Source organism: Nostoc flagelliforme FACHB-838 (genome assembly GCF_014698065.1).
GTDB lineage: Bacteria > Cyanobacteriota > Cyanobacteriia > Cyanobacteriales > Nostocaceae > Nostoc > Nostoc flagelliforme_B.
In genome coordinates, this window is record NZ_JACJSI010000044.1 from 36,922 (window position 1) to 56,297 (window position 19,376).

Annotated in this window: 22 protein-coding genes; 6 read left to right on the forward strand and 16 right to left on the reverse strand. The window is 42.2% G+C overall.

The genetic code is table 11. From position 1 onward, the window contains the following. The 15 genes from H6G97_RS20750 to H6G97_RS20820 form a co-directional block, all read right to left on the reverse strand. Nucleotides 1–552 carry a hypothetical protein gene (locus tag H6G97_RS20750; protein ID WP_190942572.1) on the reverse strand — a complete coding sequence of 184 codons (552 nt, stop codon included), beginning with the start codon at nucleotides 550–552 and terminating at the stop codon, nucleotides 1–3. Next, the gene (locus H6G97_RS20755; protein ID WP_242055033.1) at nucleotides 549–3,719 is read right to left on the reverse strand and encodes a helicase HerA domain-containing protein; all 3,171 of its coding nucleotides are present in this window, start codon (nucleotides 3,717–3,719) and stop codon (nucleotides 549–551) included. The genes H6G97_RS20750 and H6G97_RS20755 overlap by 4 nt, the downstream gene beginning before the upstream one ends. A 293-nt stretch (nucleotides 3,720–4,012) precedes the next feature. Continuing rightward, nucleotides 4,013–4,477 carry a hypothetical protein gene (locus tag H6G97_RS20760; RefSeq protein ID WP_190942574.1) on the reverse strand — a complete coding sequence of 155 codons (465 nt, stop codon included), beginning with the start codon at nucleotides 4,475–4,477 and terminating at the stop codon, nucleotides 4,013–4,015. Between the two features lie 328 nt (nucleotides 4,478–4,805). Then, the gene (locus H6G97_RS20765; protein ID WP_190942575.1) at nucleotides 4,806–5,204 is read right to left on the reverse strand and encodes a hypothetical protein; all 399 of its coding nucleotides are present in this window, start codon (nucleotides 5,202–5,204) and stop codon (nucleotides 4,806–4,808) included. 271 nt (nucleotides 5,205–5,475) lie between these two features. Beyond that, complete coding sequence (locus H6G97_RS20770) at nucleotides 5,476–5,877, reverse strand: hypothetical protein (RefSeq protein ID WP_190942576.1); 402 nt, start codon at nucleotides 5,875–5,877, stop codon at nucleotides 5,476–5,478. Beyond that, nucleotides 5,877–6,113, reverse strand: a complete 237-nt coding sequence (locus tag H6G97_RS20775; protein ID WP_190942577.1) for a hypothetical protein — start codon at nucleotides 6,111–6,113, stop codon at nucleotides 5,877–5,879. Before H6G97_RS20775 ends, H6G97_RS20770 begins: the two co-directional genes overlap by 1 nt. Before the next feature lie 219 nt (nucleotides 6,114–6,332). Continuing rightward, entirely contained in the window at nucleotides 6,333–6,869 is a 537-nt protein-coding gene (locus H6G97_RS20780; protein ID WP_190942578.1) for a hypothetical protein, read from the reverse strand. Continuing rightward, a complete protein-coding gene (locus tag H6G97_RS20785; RefSeq protein ID WP_190942579.1) occupies nucleotides 6,842–7,228 on the reverse strand; it encodes a hypothetical protein in 387 nt (128 codons plus the stop codon). The genes H6G97_RS20780 and H6G97_RS20785 overlap by 28 nt, the downstream gene beginning before the upstream one ends. 503 nt (nucleotides 7,229–7,731) lie before the next feature. Further along, a complete protein-coding gene (locus H6G97_RS20790; protein ID WP_190942580.1) occupies nucleotides 7,732–8,103 on the reverse strand; it encodes a hypothetical protein in 372 nt (123 codons plus the stop codon). Between the two features lie 230 nt (nucleotides 8,104–8,333). Next, nucleotides 8,334–9,113 carry an ERF family protein gene (locus H6G97_RS20795; protein WP_190942581.1) on the reverse strand — a complete coding sequence of 260 codons (780 nt, stop codon included), beginning with the start codon at nucleotides 9,111–9,113 and terminating at the stop codon, nucleotides 8,334–8,336. A 17-nt stretch (nucleotides 9,114–9,130) separates the two neighbouring features. After that, entirely contained in the window at nucleotides 9,131–9,391 is a 261-nt protein-coding gene (locus H6G97_RS20800; protein WP_190942582.1) for a hypothetical protein, read from the reverse strand. 29 nt (nucleotides 9,392–9,420) lie between these two features. Further along, nucleotides 9,421–9,648 carry a hypothetical protein gene (locus tag H6G97_RS20805; protein ID WP_190942583.1) on the reverse strand — a complete coding sequence of 76 codons (228 nt, stop codon included), beginning with the start codon at nucleotides 9,646–9,648 and terminating at the stop codon, nucleotides 9,421–9,423. After that, the gene (locus H6G97_RS20810; RefSeq protein WP_199349507.1) at nucleotides 9,645–9,878 is read right to left on the reverse strand and encodes a hypothetical protein; all 234 of its coding nucleotides are present in this window, start codon (nucleotides 9,876–9,878) and stop codon (nucleotides 9,645–9,647) included. Before H6G97_RS20810 ends, H6G97_RS20805 begins: the two co-directional genes overlap by 4 nt. 74 nt (nucleotides 9,879–9,952) lie before the next feature. After that, entirely contained in the window at nucleotides 9,953–10,384 is a 432-nt protein-coding gene (locus H6G97_RS20815) for a hypothetical protein (protein WP_190942584.1), read from the reverse strand. Nucleotides 10,385–10,467: 83 nt separating this feature from the next. Continuing rightward, nucleotides 10,468–11,070, reverse strand: coding sequence for a hypothetical protein (locus tag H6G97_RS20820; RefSeq protein WP_199349508.1), 603 nt, complete (start codon nucleotides 11,068–11,070; stop codon nucleotides 10,468–10,470). 251 nt (nucleotides 11,071–11,321) lie between these two features. Here H6G97_RS20820 and H6G97_RS20825 point away from each other — a divergent pair, with 251 nt between their 5' ends. From H6G97_RS20825 to H6G97_RS20850, 6 genes are all read left to right on the forward strand, one after another. Continuing rightward, nucleotides 11,322–11,573, forward strand: coding sequence for a hypothetical protein (locus tag H6G97_RS20825; protein WP_190942585.1), 252 nt, complete (start codon nucleotides 11,322–11,324; stop codon nucleotides 11,571–11,573). Nucleotides 11,574–12,170: 597 nt separating this feature from the next. Continuing rightward, nucleotides 12,171–13,751: a hypothetical protein gene (locus tag H6G97_RS20830; RefSeq protein ID WP_190942586.1), complete on the forward strand. Its 1,581-nt coding sequence runs from the start codon at nucleotides 12,171–12,173 to the stop codon at nucleotides 13,749–13,751. A 92-nt stretch (nucleotides 13,752–13,843) separates the two neighbouring features. After that, a complete protein-coding gene (locus H6G97_RS20835; protein WP_190942587.1) occupies nucleotides 13,844–15,292 on the forward strand; it encodes a hypothetical protein in 1,449 nt (482 codons plus the stop codon). A gap of 319 nt (nucleotides 15,293–15,611) precedes the next feature. After that, nucleotides 15,612–17,615, forward strand: a complete 2,004-nt coding sequence (locus H6G97_RS20840) for a calcium-binding protein (protein WP_190942588.1) — start codon at nucleotides 15,612–15,614, stop codon at nucleotides 17,613–17,615. A gap of 230 nt (nucleotides 17,616–17,845) precedes the next feature. Beyond that, nucleotides 17,846–18,010, forward strand: coding sequence for a DUF4394 domain-containing protein (locus tag H6G97_RS20845; RefSeq protein ID WP_190942589.1), 165 nt, complete (start codon nucleotides 17,846–17,848; stop codon nucleotides 18,008–18,010). Nucleotides 18,011–18,246: 236 nt separating this feature from the next. Next, nucleotides 18,247–18,411 (forward strand): hypothetical protein, encoded by a 165-nt coding sequence (locus tag H6G97_RS20850; RefSeq protein WP_190942590.1) that lies wholly within the window; start codon nucleotides 18,247–18,249, stop codon nucleotides 18,409–18,411. Nucleotides 18,412–18,626: 215 nt separating this feature from the next. Here H6G97_RS20850 and H6G97_RS20855 read toward each other — a convergent pair. Continuing rightward, nucleotides 18,627–19,376 (reverse strand): putative bifunctional diguanylate cyclase/phosphodiesterase (locus H6G97_RS20855; protein WP_190942591.1); only part of this gene is annotated, 750 nt, incomplete at its 5' end.

Sequence of the window (19,376 nt, forward strand, 5' to 3'; positions counted from 1 at the left end):
TTAAAACATACTAAAGGAGGGAGTGAAATCAAAATCGCTTTTTTGAGAAATTTCATACAAGTTATCCAGAGATACAGTAAATGGTTTTGGAGAACAAGAAGTAGTAACTGTTGCTTGATTTGGTTGGAAAGACTTCGCTACTACCATTAGAGGTTGAGGGCTATATTTCAAAGTTTTTTTGGAAAGACTTTCAAAAAACTTTCCGTCATAACGTGGATGGCTGGGAATCAAAGCTGCTGGAGTATTGTAAATCAGAATATAACTTGCTCCTGGCTCAAAAGGAGAATTATTACCAGGTCTTTCTATCTCTTTATTAAACTTGCCCTGATGCAAAACATCAGCGTTGTAAACCGAATAAAGAGTTTTACTATTATTTACATAATCTTCAGCAATATCTAAATCTTGCTGGCACGCTTTCTGTTGTTCAGCCAAAAATTTTTCATGCTGTTCTTGGTTCCATTTCCAGACTTGAAAACTAGCTATTGATGACACTACACCTAGAATTGCTAAAAGGATTTTGTAATGAGCCACACCAACAAAAACATTTTTCATAATGTTTTCCCTTGCTTAATGCACTCTACATAATATTTAGAAAACTCAGAAACCCATTCAAACTTGTCTGAATACATTGCTTTAAATCGGTCACGGGCAGCTTGTTCTTCCCTACTATTGGCAACCAAAGCCAACATTGGATAGGAGGGATAGTAACGACACCGAATATATTTATTGTTATAATCCAGTAACCAGAGCGTATACAGTTGCTTGATATTCGGGCGGAATGATTCGTTTTTCTCAATAACTTCTCTAGGGATACCAAGGATATCAGAAACACTCGCAGCCGCACCTGGAACTATGCGCCCAATCATTCGACAAGGCATATTTTGTAATATTTGTTCTCCTGCTTCAGACTTGGCAATGGAAAGAACATCTTGACCAGCAAGTATAACGCGACACCCGGATTTCCGAGCGGTGGCACATTTGCGTCCCACCAACCGAGATAAGGCTGAAAACCGCAGCAGCACACTGGACTCATCCATGAAAAAGGCACTATTAGGAGAAGAGAGTGATTGTCTGGAGGCGGCAATATATGCACTCATCCCGAACACCTCTGCATCTTTACCAGATTGCAAATTAGTCAGAGCAAAGGTAATTAATTTGGCATCGGTTTCAAAAGTTGATGGTTTACAGATTGCATCGCCAATGGAGCTAGCTTTCCAATACTGAAGACGCAAGCGGATATAGTTTAACGCCCTATCTACATTTTCATCTTCGTAACCTAAATCAATATATTCTTTGGAGAAAAAAGCCTCCATATCAACCAAAGTTGGAGTATTTGCCCAAGCCGCAGACCCCAGTCCTTCTCTTTTAGCCGACTCAAATCGCTGTTGAATTAGAGGGTCTTCGTAAAATGCCTTGGTTCCTAATGGAATGAGAGATTCGATTGTTTGGGCTAAGAAACCATCAAATGATTGTGAACCTAAAACCAACTGAAGGACTATTAAATTGACATCGTTTCTATGGGCTTTGGTTCGCTCTGACCTTTGTTCTGCTGGAATCTTAGTTAAATCCAGCGGTTGCACCAAATTGTTAGATTCTTTGGCAATGTCGAAATAAAAGCCATTGTGGTATGGCGTATAGTCTCCAAATGTACCTGTACCGTCATCGTTGGGGAGGTCAATCATCAAGATGTGCATTCCTTGTGCTTGACACTCTGCAATGATGGAGGAAACTAATACTGATTTACCTGAACCAGTTGTCCCAACTACCAAAATATTCTTGGTCTTCGATAGGTCGATTTTTACTGGCGAGTCTCCCTCATCTGCTATTAGCTCAAAACCTTGTTCGTCAGCAGCAGATGTTTGGATAACGTTAGTTAAACCTAAAATTTCACTGGCGAAAAAGGTCAGCCGGCGATTGTATGGACGCAACAGTATTGGTTCTTGCCGTACTAGTAATGTTTGCAACCAAATCAACCAAGCATATTCAGCTTCACGAGTTAACTCAGTCGGTTGATTAATGTAACCAGATATCAATCTGCAAGCATCGTCCACTTGAAGAGGTGTGTCTCTGTACACCAACACCACTAGACTTAAATTTTCTGGGACATCGCCCGTGTAAAGCTTTTGTTGAGCATCTACAGAGCGTTCAACATTAATCTGAGCAGATACATCAATGGATTTGCGCTGTTGAACGTTTAAATCTAGTGTCCTAGACCGGCGTGTAATCATCTGTTGAGCCGAGCGAGTCAGCCCCCGGTCTGCGGGACTAATTTCGGTGATGATCTCAACATCAAAAATACTATCGCGTGAAAATACTTCCCACAAAAATCGGGCTTGCCCCTTGATAGAACTAAAGACTTCAGGCTTTCTGGACAGAACCATCACCCCAACATATTTTTTACCGTTCTTTTGAGTAGGCAGACACACCCAACGCCGATCTGCAAAGGGGACACCATTATTTAGCAGAACTGACGTGAGATGAGGTTCATCAATTATTTGTAAGGGTTTTTCAATTAAGGCATTCTCATTAATCTCTTCCCTAATTCCCTGCTCATCAAAGACTAGAGTATGAGGGATTTTTACAACTTTTGCTCCCACATTCTGACAAAGTTCCTGCCATAACTGTTGTTCGGTCTTCGGTTGGGGCATAAATCCCATTTCTGATAGAATCTGCTGATGCCTAATTGATACATCAATTGCTTTATTCAGAATTTGGCTGAGATGTTTTTTAGTAAGTTCGCTACCTCCGGTACTGGTAAACCGCTTTTGGAGGAAATTACTCAACTTGACTAAGGCTTTGTCTATATGGTCTAATGCTTCTGTTCCATGCGGCGAAATTGTAAATGTCGTATAAATGTTGAGACAAATATTCTTTCGGGACTGCTCACGAGTTAATTGTTGAGTACGTGCCAATTGTCCCCAGTCCAAAAACTCACTTTCTCTTGAGACTGGATTCTGCAAGCGGCTCATTAAATAGTCTTTACTATCGCTGTAGTCACAGAATGAACTCCAACGGAAAGTAAACTTCTCACCTTGAGGAATCTCTTTGCACCCATTCTCAAATGCAAGAGCGATCGCTTCTAATTGCTCTGATGAATTGAATAGGGGATGAATACCTGTACAGCTATAGCCAAAAACTAGTTGTAAAGTATTATTGTTCTCGCTAAGGAGCTTGCGACTGAGTAAATAAGCTCCCACTATATAGGAATCTCTTTTTAAGCGTACTAGGGTTGTTAAATCCAGCCAATCTTCAAAAGGATTCAGTTTTTTGGGCTTTGATGAACGACTGACTTTAACCTTTTTAGCTCCTACCTTCTTTTTTGCTTGGGGCGAGGAATATTTAGCATAACCTCGTGTCCAAGCCGGAACAATGGGGTACACTTTCGACCAAAATAGATGGGGTTTTTCTCCTGAGAGAACAGCAACGGTAATACTAGCCCAACAAGCAAAAGCTATGCTCCAAAAGATATTTACACCAATAATTAAACCCAACAATCCAAAGACAACGCAAAATACTGCGGCACTTACTGCAAACTGTGTACCTGAGAAAGGGCCAAACCTTGGACTCTCTCCCAGTGATTGATTAACCTGTTTTATTTCTTGCTTGGCTGATTTCACCATATATGTTATGGGAATTTCACAAAGTTGCAGAAGAAAGAAATATTGTGTGATAAAAGCCTGCTGATAAACCACAGGGATAAAGGAAAGGGTAAAGGGCAAAGGGATGAATTAGGTCGCCCACCATACCAAAAAGCTTTTTACCTTTTCCCCCTTCCCTTCTTCATAAATAGTGTTAATTAGAGGCTTTTATCAAACATAAGTACTAGTAGTCTGTCTGCCAAGTTTCCTTAGCTATTTAAAGAGTAAGGGCTAAAGGGGTGTATTAATACGTTTCGGATAAGCACTCTTCACAATTGAGTGCGGTCTCTTAACTGGTTTTGGGGTAAAGGGTAAAGCATATATTCAAAACCTTTCCCCTTTAACCTTTCCCCTTTACCCAAACTGTATTGAGACTATTGGGTGCAGCCAGCATTATTGGCTCCAAACAGTAGAGATTGAAACACGAAAATAATGATTACAAACACAAAGGTAAATAATGGTTGTTGAACAACATGTGTCACCTCTTCACCTCTACCGTAAGCTGATACTGATTGCACAACGGTATAAATGAAATAACCAAAAATTACTAGTGTGAGAGAAGTAAACAATATAGAAGGTAATGCCTGAAATAATGCATTGGTAACGCCACCTTGAGAAGCGCTAGTAACAATACATGTCATCGCACTTTGAGCGCCAGAAAATATTGATTGAGCTTTGGCAGATGATGATTGAAATATTGTGAAAAGGGTACAAGTAGTAGCAACGATTTGCTGGCGATATTTGAAAGCTAACCGCCCTACTAATTGTCGAGTTAGTTCAATTTTCTTATTTCCGTCAACTTCCGCATTGTCAGATAAGACAATTCTATCGTATTTCATAAGTAAATACGTAAGTTAAGTAGATGTGTGATTATCTATCAGCAGAATCCAACAAACATACATTTCAAATACTTGAATAACTCTTTGCCAAAAATTGGCAGAAGTTAGTTGATGACTTGAAAAATAGTTTACAGCTATTCAAGTATTCATTAGCAGTTTATTAATCTCATAAAAACTTTAATTCAATATTTTGCCTTGAGAGTATTATGCAAATATAACTTTAAGTCTCTACATATTTAGTTACAACTCCTGTTGAATTTGGCATATTTTCTCCCAGTACAGAGATGACAATATTAGAGTTTTATGCATTATTAAGAACGCTGACTTTCTAAGGTATCAATGTTAGCAGCCAAAACTTAATCCGTAATTCCCAAGCCTTAATCCAGACTTGGTGATTTTTCAGTCCCCCTAACTGCACCCAAACTGAAGAATGATGAACTGAAGCGGGATCGATACTTCTACCGTAGTAATTATTGTGACAGCGATAGCAGACATTAATGCAATCCCAGCCCGGAATTTCGTAGCCAGACACAGAAGCACTGGGGAAGTGCAGCAGACAGATTCCCAAGATACGGCGCAATAGCGAGCGCCGATAATGCAAGTGATGTACCACCGTCGCCCGTCCATGCAGAGGATTGTTGCTACATCGCGGCTGTAACTTGTAGACCTGGCGGCAGATCCTTGACCAATTTGAGGCGTACTCAAACTTGGTAACGGACTTACGCATAATTGTGTATCCTGTTTAATTTAAAACTGAGTAACCTGTTTCTTCATTCCCCTCAACCAGTTCAAACCGGATCAACTCCAGTAGCGCTTCTCTGAGTTGATTACGTCCTGGTGTTGATTCACTCCAGCGTCGGGATTTACGAATACTTTCAAAACTGACAGGCTGTGTACCAACTCTAGATGCAACAGGCGATCGCTAAGAAGAATTTTAAGTGCAAGGACATACTTACCTCAACTCCCAATATGGTTCGCTTAAGAGGGAAAGGGAAAATTCAAACCTTTCTCCTTTTCTCCTTACCCTTTTCCCTGATCACACTTGATTGCCAAGAGTGCTTATCCGAACCGTATTGCCTCGACTCTGTACAGTAAAACACCTTAGTAGTCTGCCAACCCAAAAATGCTGGGTGAGGGCTGGGTAAAGGGGAAGGGGTAAGGGGTAAGGGATTTAAAACCTTTCCCTCTTCCCCTTTACCCTTTACCCCGCCAAGTGAACTTGGCGAACTACTAGTGGATGGCTGTACTTCGCTTGGTTGTTGCCCTGCTGCAAATAACATTGCAGCAACTGCAATCGTCATCATGGCACTCAAACTACAAACACTAGTGACTAATGTGACTTCTAACTTTTCGGGTGATGGTCGTCTAGAAGAAGGTTTAATCGCAGGAGTAGGCTGCATCAGAACCTCCGAGTATTATCCACTACCAAGTAAAGATGCCGTGGTTCTTCGTATTGTTGGTTAATTTCCCGGATCATGGCAATGCTCATCCCTCCCACTACTACGCCCAACAGGATTAAAGCTGGATGAAAAGCCAATGCTACACCAACTCCCATCACCTGACCTACTATTCCTGAAACTCCTACATTCATCAAAGCTCCGCCTACAGCATTGCTCAAAAAATTAAAAGCGTGCATTTTTCTCCTCCCTAACTTTTTTATTGATGAAGTAACAAGCTAAAAATCCTCCTAATATTGCCCCCATTGCACACCAACCCACAATTGATAAAAGGCTGGTTTGGGGCTTGGGGATATTAACAGTTGGTGGTTGTGCTATCCACGCTCCAGTGATAGCTCCACCAACTGCCCCTAATCCTGTGAGCGTAATCCCCCAATTTGCCGCATTTTTTACAGTGTCTACTGCTGCGTCTCGTTCTGTAAGAAATTTGAGAGCGGTATCTCTGGCGGCGATGTTGATTGTTTGATAGTAGTCTCTTCCTGCCTCGCTGATGAGTTTGCAGTCAATAGCATTGTTGTTCTCTGTTGCGGTAGCACATAACCGCTCAGTTCCTCGAAAGGGGCATTAAAATCCCACATACTATCCAGCCCCGTCTCAAATTTCTCTGTATCCTTTATCTCTTGTTCAGCTAACACCATCGCAGTCGGCATCGCTGTTAAACGCATCAACTCTTCGCGTAAGAATCTTCCTCCTTTCACGCGCATATTTACAGCAATTTTAGTTAACTGTTGGCGATATTCACCACCTACTTCTGTGTACAGATTACCAACAATTTTCTCAGCTTCGGGATTGTGATTACGCTGAAAAAATTGTTGGAGTTTTGGGTCGCTTTCTTCGAGGAGTTCATTCCCGTTCTTTGCACCTAAAAAGTCAATCAGTTGTTTGAGTTCAACTGCATATTGTGTTGCTAATTGCCGAAGAGTTTTTTTCGCCATTTATTTTGTCTCAATTCCAAAAAGTGTTCGTAGCTAATTTGGTAATTAATTTCGAGAAAATCGGGAAATCTTAACCCTGCATCTAGAATCAATTCTCCATACTTTGTCCGTCCCATCCTTAGCCCCCAATGCACTTTCCCATGCTTAGGGACATAGCATCCAGCGAAGTAATAATCCAATTCTTGAATTTCTTGGGGTGAGTAGTAATGTTGGTGTCTTTCATCCGTTCTGTACCCTAAGAACTTCCGCCACTCATAAATCGCATTGCGAGATACCCCGTATCTTTGCTCCAAAAATGGTAACGAATTCTCTAACGTTATAATCTGCGCTTCATTCACCGTTTTACATAACACAAGCACAACTCATAGTTAACCCTTACATTAGTCATTCTTCAGTTTTGTAAACCTTAGTTATTTGTTAAGTAACGCTTTAAATTTACGATAAAATCTGGCTTGAAGAAAGTCAAGCTTAAAATGGTGTACTTTTAAACCAGTTTTTTTCAAGTGGTGTACATAGTACACTCTTTTTAGCAATTCTTTACAAAGCCCTTTCTTCTTCTAGTGATGCCAATACTTTTCGGGTTTTTGGGGAAAGGGAAAAGGGGAAGGGTTTCATATTTACCTTTACCACTTCCCCTTTAACCTTTGGCCAAAAGAGAGATTGTTGGATTTATCCGAAAAGTATTGATAGGATGCTAGTTATAAAATTGGTGAAAACGAATTAATCGCATTTAATCGTATAGAGATAAAATCGCTCAAAAAACCAGGAACATTTGGGAACGCTCCTGGGAACAAGCCTAGAACTAGAAAAACTACAGGGATATTTTGGGAACAGTCTGGGAATGCTAAAAGCCTTGCTTTATCTAGACTTTAGGTTTTAGGGAACGTCGGGAATCCTGGGAATGTGTTCCCGAAATCAGCTCTAAATGCAGTTTTGCTAGTTCTCTTTTTGTGCGTTCAGTTTGTGTTCGTCGTCCACACCCCCATGATTTGACTGTATTTATATCTACCCCCAATCTATGAGCTATCTTTGCATAACTCATTTTGGGATGTTTGAGACGAAAAGTTTGTAAGTCTAATCCTTCTAATTCTCTTTGAGATGCTTTTGTGGAGTCAATTATTGGTATCATGTTCAAAACCTTCTCTAGCTTATTCTGAGGTGAGAGAATAGAAGAAATACAGTCTTTTAGGGCAAGCAATAACTTTTTTTTGGCACTAGCAAATAATCTATTCACGCATACTGCAAGTGAACACAAATTCATCACGGTATGCGAGTAATTGGAAGAGATATGCAGGGTTTACTGCTATCATCTACACCTAGTAGTTCGCTTTCGTGACTTGGCGGGGTAAAGGGTAAAGGGGAAGGGGGAAAGGGTTTAAATCCCTTAACCTTTCCCCTTTCCCCTTTCCCCAGTCCTCACTTAGCATTTTTGGGTTGGCAGACTACTAGTTATATAGGTCATGTTTACTTAAGAGCTACGGTGACTTTTTGTTCAAGTACTTGTTGGATCCATGTTTGAATTGCTGCTGCTTCATCTGAGCCATCAGCTACTGCATTAACTACGTACTTTGTGTAAGAGTTAGCAGCATGATTCGGGTGGACAAACTTATCACCTGCCCAAGCCAAGCACATAGTCTTCACTAATTCATCAATATTGGTAGAGTCAAGCTCACTCGGACTAGTAACATTTCGAGAATGCAGCCATTCTTTGACTAAATCCAATGGATAATTTAAAAGTGTGCGAATTTCTTTGACTCGCAAATCTTTTGGATTGATTGATGGTGGAGTTACAGCTTGTTTTGTTGGCTGAACTAAAGAATGTTGATTGTCTTTGCGGGGTCTAATATTATTCTGCGCCTGTTCAATCTTTTTAGGAGTAGCTGCACCTTCAGCATCATCATCTTCATCTGCTGTTACCGATAAAATTGCACAGACAGCATAACGACGCGCGTAGGTCAAAGCTGCACCTAATTTCTGAGAATCACTTATTTCAGGTAAGGGATAGGTACTGGTGATACTCTCTCCAGATTCATGAAAAATATGAGTCCGTAGTACGGTTTTACCTTCACAGATTTCAGTAGTTTGAATTATTACTAATCCATGTTTACCCAATGCAGGAGTGACAGCATCTAATACAGCATCTAGTGTTGCGTATTTATGTTTGTAATGAGGATTAGTGCGGTCTTTTTGAATTGGATTAAACTCTGCCTTTGCTTTAATTAGAGCTTTGATTAATTCTTGCATTGTCCGGCTCCAAATTTTTACCAATCAGTTTCGTTAACATTGCTCGACACTTTTTTGCTAGATTTAGCTTTATTTATCTGAAACTCTGAAGCTTTCAATACAGGCATTGCAGCAAGTTTTACTGAAGTTTTAGCTTGTTGATAGAGAAATTGTGTTATTCCATCAGCGTCTTCCCCATCCTCTATTTGCGCCCATAGAGAGCAGCCTACTTCCAGTGATTCGTAGTCGCCAAGATTGAATTTTTTAGAGTAGCTAACAGAGACAGTAGTGAATTTCATAAGATGTTGGATTTGCTAAATATTGGTTTTCAATTTTCTTCGTTAGTATCAACCATCTCAATGCTGAGTCTTTGACATAAATCACTAGCTTTTACACCAACAAGACCTAGTTCAATTTCAGTAGATAATTCTTCTATGATTGAGTGAAAGCCAGGGTCTTCATCATTGATTTCCACCTCAATCAAACCTGCTTCATTTGATATAACAGTTGCCCAACTTGGCAAAAATTGAGGAATACTCGTTGCATAGAGTTTCATACTTCTGCCTCCTGATTAAATTTGACCTCAACGATTTCTTCCACGCACCCCATTGCCTCACTCAAGTAGTGCAGAACATCGCCCAAATGAGTTGCTGCTTCTGGGTCAATCTTTTTATCAGCAATTAACAAAAGCCAATTTTCATCTTGGGCAATTGTCTGAATCTTTACGTAGCATGAGTTAAATTCTTGTAGGATTTCTATGGGTGAGATTACTACATTCACTTTCATCGCGTTGTTTTATTTTGATAAAATTTAGCTTGGCTCCTCGCCATACAGGTGGGTCTTCCTGCCCACCCGTTTCCTTACGCTGCAACCAAATCTTTCGCTTGTGGAACGTACCTCCTCAACCGCTCCCAATCCTCACTCGTGAGTGAATCGAATTCTTTATTCAATAATTCTTCTTCTGTGAGCGGTTGCTCTGTAGTTGCTTTTGATACCCTTGCCACGTTCAAAAATTTATCCAGCCCAACTGCTGCATCAACCGACTCTGAATATCGAAGAGAATCCACTCCGTTAGACCAGTGGGTGATGTGTTGAAATATCACCCCAATCATTGAATCAGCTTTGTAAACACGATAATTTCTGGGGCAAGCTCCATTGACATACACGAGTTTGTATCCAGGGATTTCCATGACCTCTGCATTGGGATCTGTTGGAAGCAGCAGAATTTTCTGTTGGCAGTCATCTAAACCCGGCTCTGAAAGTGTGAGGTTACTTGCTGCACTTTGTGTCATGATTGTATTTATCTATCTGTACTTTTATATTTCAGGCGATTGCAGTTGTCTTGGACTGCGATCGCCTTTCTCACTTTCAGCAACTAAACCACTACTGTCGCCCTGACTCCCAACGACGCAATCACTTGTTCAGCACTCGGAGCCACACGATTGAGTCCGTACTGTCTGGGTCTTGCGTACCAACCCTCTTCATCCCAACCAACGAACCCAACGAACTTGCCCTGGTGATAGACTTTCGTACTGAATACTAGATAGTCAATCTCACCGTGGTACAAACCAAAAATAGTGCAAGCTTCTTTTAACTCGGACTCCAAGCGCTGATTCCGTTCCCGTGGTGTTTCTGGTAGAGTCGCTTTAACTTCTGCCACTCTTGTAGCGAACCAGTTGCGGTCAAAGGGTAGCCGTCCGCCATCCACAAACTGCACCCATACTGTGATTCCACCTTCTATCCAGATGGTACGGACTGATTCGGGTTGGACTTCGATAATCTCGCCAATGATGCGACGGTCACGAGATGTCAGGGGGTCTTGGGTTGGGGCTACAACTTCGGCTTGGGTTTCGATGTGGCTGTATAGTTCTGCTTGGGCTAGGGCTTGTTCATCTTTGGAAGGAGCATTGGCAACTGTGGTTATTTGATTAAGCTTAAAGCTTGAAGGTGCTTGATGTGTGCAAACGAATTGCGTCATAATAAGGATCTCCTGCCTCTACATGGGGTTAGGTTTTCACAAAAGGCGATCGCGTAAGTTTCTCAGGCTAGAGCGGTCGTCTTTTGTTTTGCTATCTTTAGTATAGGCTAAAAGATTTCCTTTATCAAACATTAATATAGGCTAAAGTATAGGCAAAACGGGTAAAAGTCCTATTTTATAGGCAATAACTAGGCTGACGAGTAGAATTAGGTATAGGCTAAAAGCTATGATTGAGCAGAAAAGGACATACTATGCCAAGAAATCTTGCGGAAGGGGAAACCCAAATGAACTTTCGCATCCCAGAAGAAAAGAAAATTGCTTTCTTAAAAAAGGCCAAAGCGAGTGGGACTTCTGCTAGTAGACTTCTACTAGAGTTCATCGACGGTTATTTAGGAATATCGTCAAGTAGTGACGACGAAATTGACAACATCAAGAAGAAAGTAGCAGAGCTTGAGGAGTTTAAGGAACGTGCTGAGAAAATCCTGGGGGAATTAGCAGCCTGAGAAGCGCCTCGGAGCAACTCAGGCTATCACGCGAACGGATTCGCCAGTTTTTAGAATTTGAAGATGAAGAAAAACCCCCTGAAACATAGCTTCGGGGGTTTTGCAGTTAATGAGACCCCTGCCAAACAAAGGCAGGATTTATCACTATAGGCTAGCCTAGCAACTAGCCTATAAAAATTATATACTAGCTATTGATTTAATGATTTCCCTTGTATAGGCTAAAATGAACCTATATCTAGAAGCTAGGTAAAAAATGAAATGAGAAACTTAAAAACGGATGTTACTCGACTACAAAATTTTCAGCGAACAATTAGTGCTGCGCTTGACCGTATTAGTCCAGTGTTGGATTACCTTGTGAGGCAGTCCGACAATAGAGCAGGAAACGATCAACCTGAGTAATTATTACCCCTGCTCCTTAGTAAAAGCGATCGCCGCCGACCAAAGCAATGCGATCGCCCGTTCAATTCATTCACCACAAAGTGAACTAACTATAATGCTGACACATTTTTGGAAAAATCCATCTTACAGCTACCCTGTTCACTTTGGTTAAACTGCAACACACCAACTTTCAAGCATTTACCATAGTGAGCAAGAAATATGCTGACACTAGACAGAGAACAGACAACAGCACTCGATTACAGTGTTGTCAACACCAGCATTCAGGAAACCTTCACTGCCATCGACAGATTTGAGTGGCAAGCATCTGATGAACTGCGGCTGATGCGAGACAAAGGCTATTACCAAGATGGTGGACACCTTAGCTTTGAGGATTATTGCGAAAGCGAGTTGACCAAACACGGAGGATATCGCCGAGTCAGAGATTTGCTGTCTGCGAAGAAAGTAGTTGATACCCTGCCAGAGGAACTCAGGGAAAAGATTACTAAACCATCCCAGACACGCTCCTTACTCCGGTTGGTCAAAACTCCTGACAAGTTAGAGCAAGCTGTTGTGATCGCAGCTAAAGAAAAACCCTTCCCCACTGCCGCCGATTTCGCCAAAGCAGTGCAGCAAGTTGCACCAACAATTAAACGCTCCACAAAAAGCGAAAACCCTAAAACGCAATTGTGTAATTCTGTCACTGTTTCACAACAGTCACACCCTCATTATGGTGAATCAGGAGTGATTGAGGCAGATGCACCGAATCATTGGCAGCAGATTGTGACCTTTGCTGATGGCGAAAGGATGTTGGTCAACAATGCTGATTTAAATGCCGCTAGCGTTCCATTCCCCAGAGAACGCACTTACCCCGCAGAATATACGGAAGCGATCGCTGCTATTGAAGAACGCCATAAACAGGAGTTAGAGCGCTTACAGCAGGAATTGAGAATTGGACTACAGTCAGAAGCCACCGCCAGAGCCGAAGAACAAGTAAGTGAGCAAATCCAATCCTTGCAAAATCTGTACAAGCAGCAGAAGGAGCAGAATATCCAGTTACAGCAACGGCTGGATGAAATGGAATCGCTACGGCAGTTGGAGATTGAAAACCAACAGCTTAAGCAGCGCATTCAGGATTTGGAAAACGCTGTAGAGCAACGTCCCTCGCAACAGTGGGGAAATACCATGACCCAGCAAGCGACCAAAGTTTTAAACAAGCAAGTGAAGCAAGCCTTAGAGAAAACCATTGATTTGCGATCGCTAGCTGTTGAACCCCCAAAAGAGAATGCCCAAGAATGTCTCCGACTGATGGGTATGGCATTGAAGAATCTCGCCAGTGCCATGAACAACACCCAAGCACTCGAAGCCGCAGCAATAATTCTGGGAAGTGAACCAACACCACAGGCGATCGCATATCGAGCCGAGCAATTAGAAATGTTGCCCCAGGCGGTTAGTGATATTAGGCAGGTACTGTCAAAGCCTGGGTGTACTTGGCAAGAGTTTTGGAATGTTGCCCAAGAGTACGAGGTAATTAAATTGGATTACCGGGCTGAACTTTCCATCCAAGAAACAGAACTAATTACTGCTCTCCAAAACGCATCCTCTCAACCGGACACTATTGGCGTTGGTTCTATTGTGTCTCATGCTGACCCATACCGTACTTTGTATGTCGAGAGGGGCGAGGTGGTGCAAGATTTGGGCGAGGAAGTGGTGGTTGCCTGGGATTGCTGGAAGGAGCAATCGAAAAAAGCTGATAGCTATTTCCGAGATGAATTGCGGTTTTGGCAGGACGAGAACCAGTAGATAAAAACTCGCTTTGAGAATAGCTAAAAAACTTAAACGCGGCATGGGTGCAATGTCGCCCACATTGTCATGGTCAAATTTAGGAGGGGAATATGACTACAGCGTTAAAAGCAATCAATGGTGGCAGCAAACAGCGTAATGACCGCAAACAAGCAGATGCAGACAAATCGATTAGACCACATTGCAAAGTATCGATTGAGGATATCAACTGGGTTCGTCAGCAGCCTCCATCTGTGCAGCAGCTTTGGTTAGATAGCGTGGCGGCTGAACAGTTTGGTGGTTCTGCCCATAAACTCGATACTAACCTCACCTACAAATCTTTGCAAAAAGCAGGGGCAGCGTTAACTGCCCAAGGATTGTTTCAGTTTGAGGAAGTATTTGGTCGCTTGCCTTCCGGCAGACCTGGGTTGATTAGCTACCGTGTCCGTAACCTTCATGGTTATTACAATCGCTTTTACTGGGAATCGTCCACGTCTGCGGAAACCAATTCTTGTGACGAAAAAGCCGTCCACGCCGGGGATAAAGTAAACCTGCCCGGACGGAATGAAAATCACCCCAAAGTGGAACAAATCCAGCCTGATTTGGAATCATTCCAAAAGAATGGTCAAAAAAGTGAGGTATGCTGCGGGTTTCAAAAACCTAACAACGTTTTTAACAACCCGTTAACTACCTACCAACAACCAACTAAGGTTGTTGGGATGGTAGTTGGTTCTGACGCGCCAACTAAAAATCTGCGTGTTGAGGAAACGGCTCATGCGCCCTTGGGGGGCGCGTCGCCTTCACATATCGAAAGCGCGTCAGAACTTGAAGAATTGCCTACGGCAATGGACTGTACATCGCTGGCGCTTGTGGATGCTGCACAAAGTAATGCTGCTTCGTTGTTAGCTGAAAACCAGAATTGTGGTGTTGAGCCGGAAGATTATCATGAAGATACTTCTCCCGCCGCGCCCGTCGCTAAAAATGAATTTTCTTCCAAGGAAGCGATCGCTAATCAAACACGGAGGCAAGCAGAACAAAGTAATTCCGCTTTATTGTCAAGAGAAAATCAAGTCTCTGGTTTTGAGCCGAAAGACTGTGATGAAGGTGCTTGTTCCGCCGCGCCCGTGTCATTAAGTCAAAGTGAGATATTTGAATGGTTGGATAGAGCAAACCTTGGAGAATGCCCCCCATTGTGGGTAATTCAATATTTGCTAGACAGCAAGTATTACGCCAGCATGAGGGCAACAATCAGCAAGTTTGAGAAGCAGTGGAATTTATCTGTAGTCAATTACCAAGTGCAAAAATCTAGTGAGGCGTTGTTTACCGCCGTTCGCGGAGCGTCTCGTAGAGAAGGCATCACCATTAGATCCAAAGTTAGACTATTGCGAATGGAGAAACTGAAGATGGCTTCTCTGGTTGGAGAAAATCCTGGTTTTGACTTCCTCCAGCAATGCTGTAATGATGACCCTGCTTTGCAGATTTTGATCAAGAAATTACTGGTGAAGTTTCCGCAGTGGGGGGTTGCGGTTGTGGATGGGGAATTGATTCGGTGGGAAGGGTAGCGTGAGCGATAGCTTAAGAACTTTATAAAGTAAAGTTTTGTAAAGTTTTCAAGTTCTTGCGAAAAACCGGAGTTTTCAGGTGAAAACCTAGTAGCCTAATTAATAGCTAGTAACTTGATTCATGCTTAACCTTGGTTCTGCATTTATATTATGCCTAGCCGATTAGCTTAGAGCCTGTCAAGAAACAACTTTTACAATTTGCAACCTAAAGAGCTTACTGAGAAAACATTTCTAAGTAAAAAGAAGGAAGGTTGTTTCGTGACAAGCTCTAAGTAAAAACTGAAGCTATTAACAAAATCGATTGAGTTAGGTAAAGGTTATGGCAAATATCATTGGAACCAACGGTAATGATACGCTAATAGGCAGCGAGTTAGCAGACACGATTAATGGTCTTGCAGGTAACGATAACATCACAGGGAACGAGGGCGACGACGTTCTAACTGGTGGTGGTGGCAAGGATCAATTTGTTTACAGCTACTATGGCGGCACTGATACTATCACTGATTTCGCTGGTGTCGGTAAAGGAACAAACCCGACAGCAGTAGTTATTGCGGAAGTAGACACCCTGCAATTCCAGGGTGATGGCTTTACTGCCCAGAATTTGCTGCTGACCCAGAATGGCAAAAATCTAGAAATCAGCTTTGAAGGGGATGCTTATGAAACGAGGTTTTTCGGTCCCAAAGTCATTCTACAAAACTTCAAATTAGAAAACTTGGAGAATCTGAAAGCTTCGGGAGCAAAACCAGCTGTTGGTAATATCCTGTTTGACGGGCAAAATAGCATCACCGACAGCTTTAATGTCCTCGATTCCAACTCTACTGATACTAGTTTGGGCATCAAGAACATAGTAACTTTCCTTAATGACCTTAACAATAACATTACGGGGTTAGAGGACTCAAATGATGTAGTTAATGGTCAAGGCGGGAACGACAAAATCGATGGCTTGAGTGGGAACGACTTATTAAGAGGTGGTGCGGGCAATGACTCCCTTGTTGGTGGCGCGGGGAATGATACTCTCGTTGGTGGTGTAGGCAATGAATCCCTGGTTGGGGGCAATGACTCCCTCATTGGTGGTACTGGTAATGATTTTTTGAGGGTTGAATTTTCAACAGGGGATAACACCCTCAACGGTGGTGCTGGTGACGATACCTTAAATGCTGGAGCAACATCTGGCGATAACTTACTCTTGGGGGGTGATGGTAATGATTTTCTCTTCACCTCTGGTATTTCTTCTCAGTTTTACAAGTATTTCCCCTCTTCAGGTAATAACATCCTCAACGGTGGCACTGGTGATGATACCTTAAATGCTCAGTCTCCATCAGGCGATAACTTACTCTCTGGGGGCGATGGCAATGATTTTCTCACCGTATCTGGCATTACTACTTCTCAAGGGGAGCCTAATTTTAACTCATTTGGCAATAACACCCTTAACGGTGGTGCTGGTAACGATACCTTAAATGCTGGGGAATCATCCGGCAATAACCTACTCTCTGGAGGCGATGGCAATGATTTTCTCACCATATCTGGCGTTTTCTTCGGGGACAAAACTGGGGGTGATGGAGAATTTTCCATTCCTTCTTCAGGCAATAACACCCTCAATGGTGGCACTGGTGATGATACTTTGCGTGCTGAGTATGTAACAGGCAATAACTTATTCTTTGGGGGCGATGGCAATGATTCCTTCTATCTGAGCACCACATTGCCAGAGAGTGCTCCCTCTTATTTCGTAACTCAAACGGTAGATGGGGGTAAGGGGAACGATGTGTTGTCTACCGATTACAGGAATGCTACGGGAGGGATAACAACGACATTCAATCCTACTACTAACATTGGCTCAATTACAGCGGGCACGTATCAAGTCAGTTACAAGAATATCGAACGATTAGATATCACAGGTACACAGTACGATGACTTGATTGTGGGGAGCAATGGAAATGATACCCTCAAGGGTGGTTTAGGCAATGATATCCTCACAGGTGGCAAAGGTAATGATAGCCTAATTGGAGAAGCTGGTACTGACACCTTTGCTTTCAATAATTTCAACGAAGGTGTTGATAGTATTGATGACTTCAACACGACTAATGAATTGATTCGGGTATCGTCCGCTGGTTTTGGTGGCGGATTATCATCTGGTACACTCGAGGCAAATAAGTTTACCATCGGAGCATCTGCAACTACAAGCAATCAACGGTTTATCTACAACAGCGCTACAGGTGGATTGTTCTTTGACCTTGATGGAAGTGGATCTGGGTCTACTCAGGTACAATTTGCACAATTATCTGGTGGATTGTCAGTAACTGAGAAGAATTTTGTGGTTGTTTAATCGGAATTAGCACTCGGACATTACCAAGTGCGACGGTTTGCGAAATGCTATTTTTAGCATCTCGCATTCAATTGCTCAATGCAAGTCATTTTGGTAAGCGATAGCGATTTTTATGCAGATATTAAGATATTGCCATACGATTATATAATTTAAATCTCAAGCAATGTTGAATAGCTTAAGCAATAAATCGCCCCCAAACAATCGCCACATTCTTGCGAAAATTTTGATTTTTGAATAGTGGCTTTGATATCTTTACAGATGCACAAGGCAAAAATACTGCCTATGCACTGTCTGGTTCAGTTCTTTACAGTATTGATTTATCTACTGGCGTTGCATCTGAAATCGCCGATGTCCCTAAAGGTACATTCATTGGTTTAGCCGTTACATCTAAGTAGCTATCCCCAAGCCCGACTGGTGAAAAGCTCAAACGCATCTGCTCTGCACTTGATGATTAAAATATTAATCGAAAGCAGAGCAAGCGTCTGAGAAACAAATCCTGAAAAACGGTCGCATGATGCGATGGTAGCCAATACGGTTTGGTTAAAGGGGAAAGGGAAAAGGTATTGGTTTTGAATACATCCTTTACCCTTTTCCCGCAAACCCATTCCCCAGACCACAAGGAAAGTGAAAAATGCTTATCCGAACCGTATTGCTTACACCCCTATACTCTTACCCTCCTTACACCCAATCTCGTCATTTATACCCTGCCACAGGTTTCCATTGGTCTTACATTACTCATTTTCAATCAATCTTAGCGATCGCAATACCTGCTCAGTTTCTCATGTTTCATATCTAGCAAACTTTTTGGCGTTTTCCAACCGTCGAACTCACGTAACTAGTAGTCTGCCGACCCAAAAATGCGCTTGTGAGGACTGGGGAAAGGGGAAAGGGTACTGGGTTTGGGATTTAAACCCTTTACCCTTTACCCCGCTTTCGTCACGAAAGCGAACTACTAGAAGCACTGACAAATGTTTGAGTAACTTCTAGGAAGATATCAAGCTCAAAAAATAGTTACCACTGAGTATTGGTGGCAATTAATGCTGTCGCCGCTAAACTATCCAATGGTTCAGAGAAAAAATATCCTTGGGCAGATTCACACTTCAACTTTCTCAAAAGTGCTAGTTGCTGTTGTGTCTCCACACCTTCAACACTGGGCGAAATACCAAGTTTGTTTGCCAATGTAATGATGATTTCACAAACTTCTAAATTTCTGCTGTTTGCGTTCATCAAGGTGATAAAAGAGCGATCAATTTTCAATATATCAATCGGAAAGCTAGAAAGACGACTTAATGAAGAGTAGCCGCTCCCAAAATCATCAATTGATAATGCAATGCCCATCTGCTTGAGTTTTAAGAGGTTAGCACTGGTTTGATCAACGTTTTCCATAATTATGTTTTCCGTGATTTCTAGCACGAGACATTTGGGAGCAAGACCAGTAGAGTGCAAAATTTTTTCAATCTGCTCAATCAAATCCGGCTGAGAAAATTGCTTAAGGGAGAGATTGACATAAATTTTTTCGGGCAAGTTGGTACCCTGGCTCACCCGCCAAGCTTGCATCTGGCGACAGCACTCATGCAACGCCCAGTTGCCAATAGAGACAATTAGTCCAGTTTCTTCTGCTAGGGGGATAAAACTTGCTGGAGGCAGCAAACCACGTTCTGGATGCTGCCAACGCAATAGTGCTTCAAAACCTAAAATAAAGCCAGTAGTAAGCGAAACAATCGGTTGGTAAAAAACGCGAAATTCTTCGCGTTCAACTGC

Coding starts and splice junctions, on each gene's coding strand:
- H6G97_RS20750 (WP_190942572.1), bottom strand. CDS start 552: ATGAAAAATGTTTTTGTTGGTGTGGCTCATTACAAAATCCTTTTAGCA.
- H6G97_RS20760 (WP_190942574.1), bottom strand. CDS start 4,477: ATGAAATACGATAGAATTGTCTTATCTGACAATGCGGAAGTTGACGGA.
- H6G97_RS20765 (WP_190942575.1), bottom strand. CDS start 5,204: ATGCGTAAGTCCGTTACCAAGTTTGAGTACGCCTCAAATTGGTCAAGG.
- H6G97_RS20770 (WP_190942576.1), bottom strand. CDS start 5,877: ATGCAGCCTACTCCTGCGATTAAACCTTCTTCTAGACGACCATCACCC.
- H6G97_RS20775 (WP_190942577.1), bottom strand. CDS start 6,113: ATGCACGCTTTTAATTTTTTGAGCAATGCTGTAGGCGGAGCTTTGATG.
- H6G97_RS20780 (WP_190942578.1), bottom strand. CDS start 6,869: ATGGCGAAAAAAACTCTTCGGCAATTAGCAACACAATATGCAGTTGAA.
- H6G97_RS20795 (WP_190942581.1), bottom strand. CDS start 9,113: ATGCAAGAATTAATCAAAGCTCTAATTAAAGCAAAGGCAGAGTTTAAT.
- H6G97_RS20800 (WP_190942582.1), bottom strand. CDS start 9,391: ATGAAATTCACTACTGTCTCTGTTAGCTACTCTAAAAAATTCAATCTT.
- H6G97_RS20805 (WP_190942583.1), bottom strand. CDS start 9,648: ATGAAACTCTATGCAACGAGTATTCCTCAATTTTTGCCAAGTTGGGCA.
- H6G97_RS20810 (WP_199349507.1), bottom strand. CDS start 9,878: ATGAAAGTGAATGTAGTAATCTCACCCATAGAAATCCTACAAGAATTT.
- H6G97_RS20815 (WP_190942584.1), bottom strand. CDS start 10,384: ATGACACAAAGTGCAGCAAGTAACCTCACACTTTCAGAGCCGGGTTTA.
- H6G97_RS20820 (WP_199349508.1), bottom strand. CDS start 11,070: ATGACGCAATTCGTTTGCACACATCAAGCACCTTCAAGCTTTAAGCTT.
- H6G97_RS20825 (WP_190942585.1), top strand. CDS start 11,322: ATGCCAAGAAATCTTGCGGAAGGGGAAACCCAAATGAACTTTCGCATC.
- H6G97_RS20830 (WP_190942586.1), top strand. CDS start 12,171: ATGCTGACACTAGACAGAGAACAGACAACAGCACTCGATTACAGTGTT.
- H6G97_RS20835 (WP_190942587.1), top strand. CDS start 13,844: ATGACTACAGCGTTAAAAGCAATCAATGGTGGCAGCAAACAGCGTAAT.
- H6G97_RS20840 (WP_190942588.1), top strand. CDS start 15,612: ATGGCAAATATCATTGGAACCAACGGTAATGATACGCTAATAGGCAGC.
- H6G97_RS20850 (WP_190942590.1), top strand. CDS start 18,247: ATGCTTATCCGAACCGTATTGCTTACACCCCTATACTCTTACCCTCCT.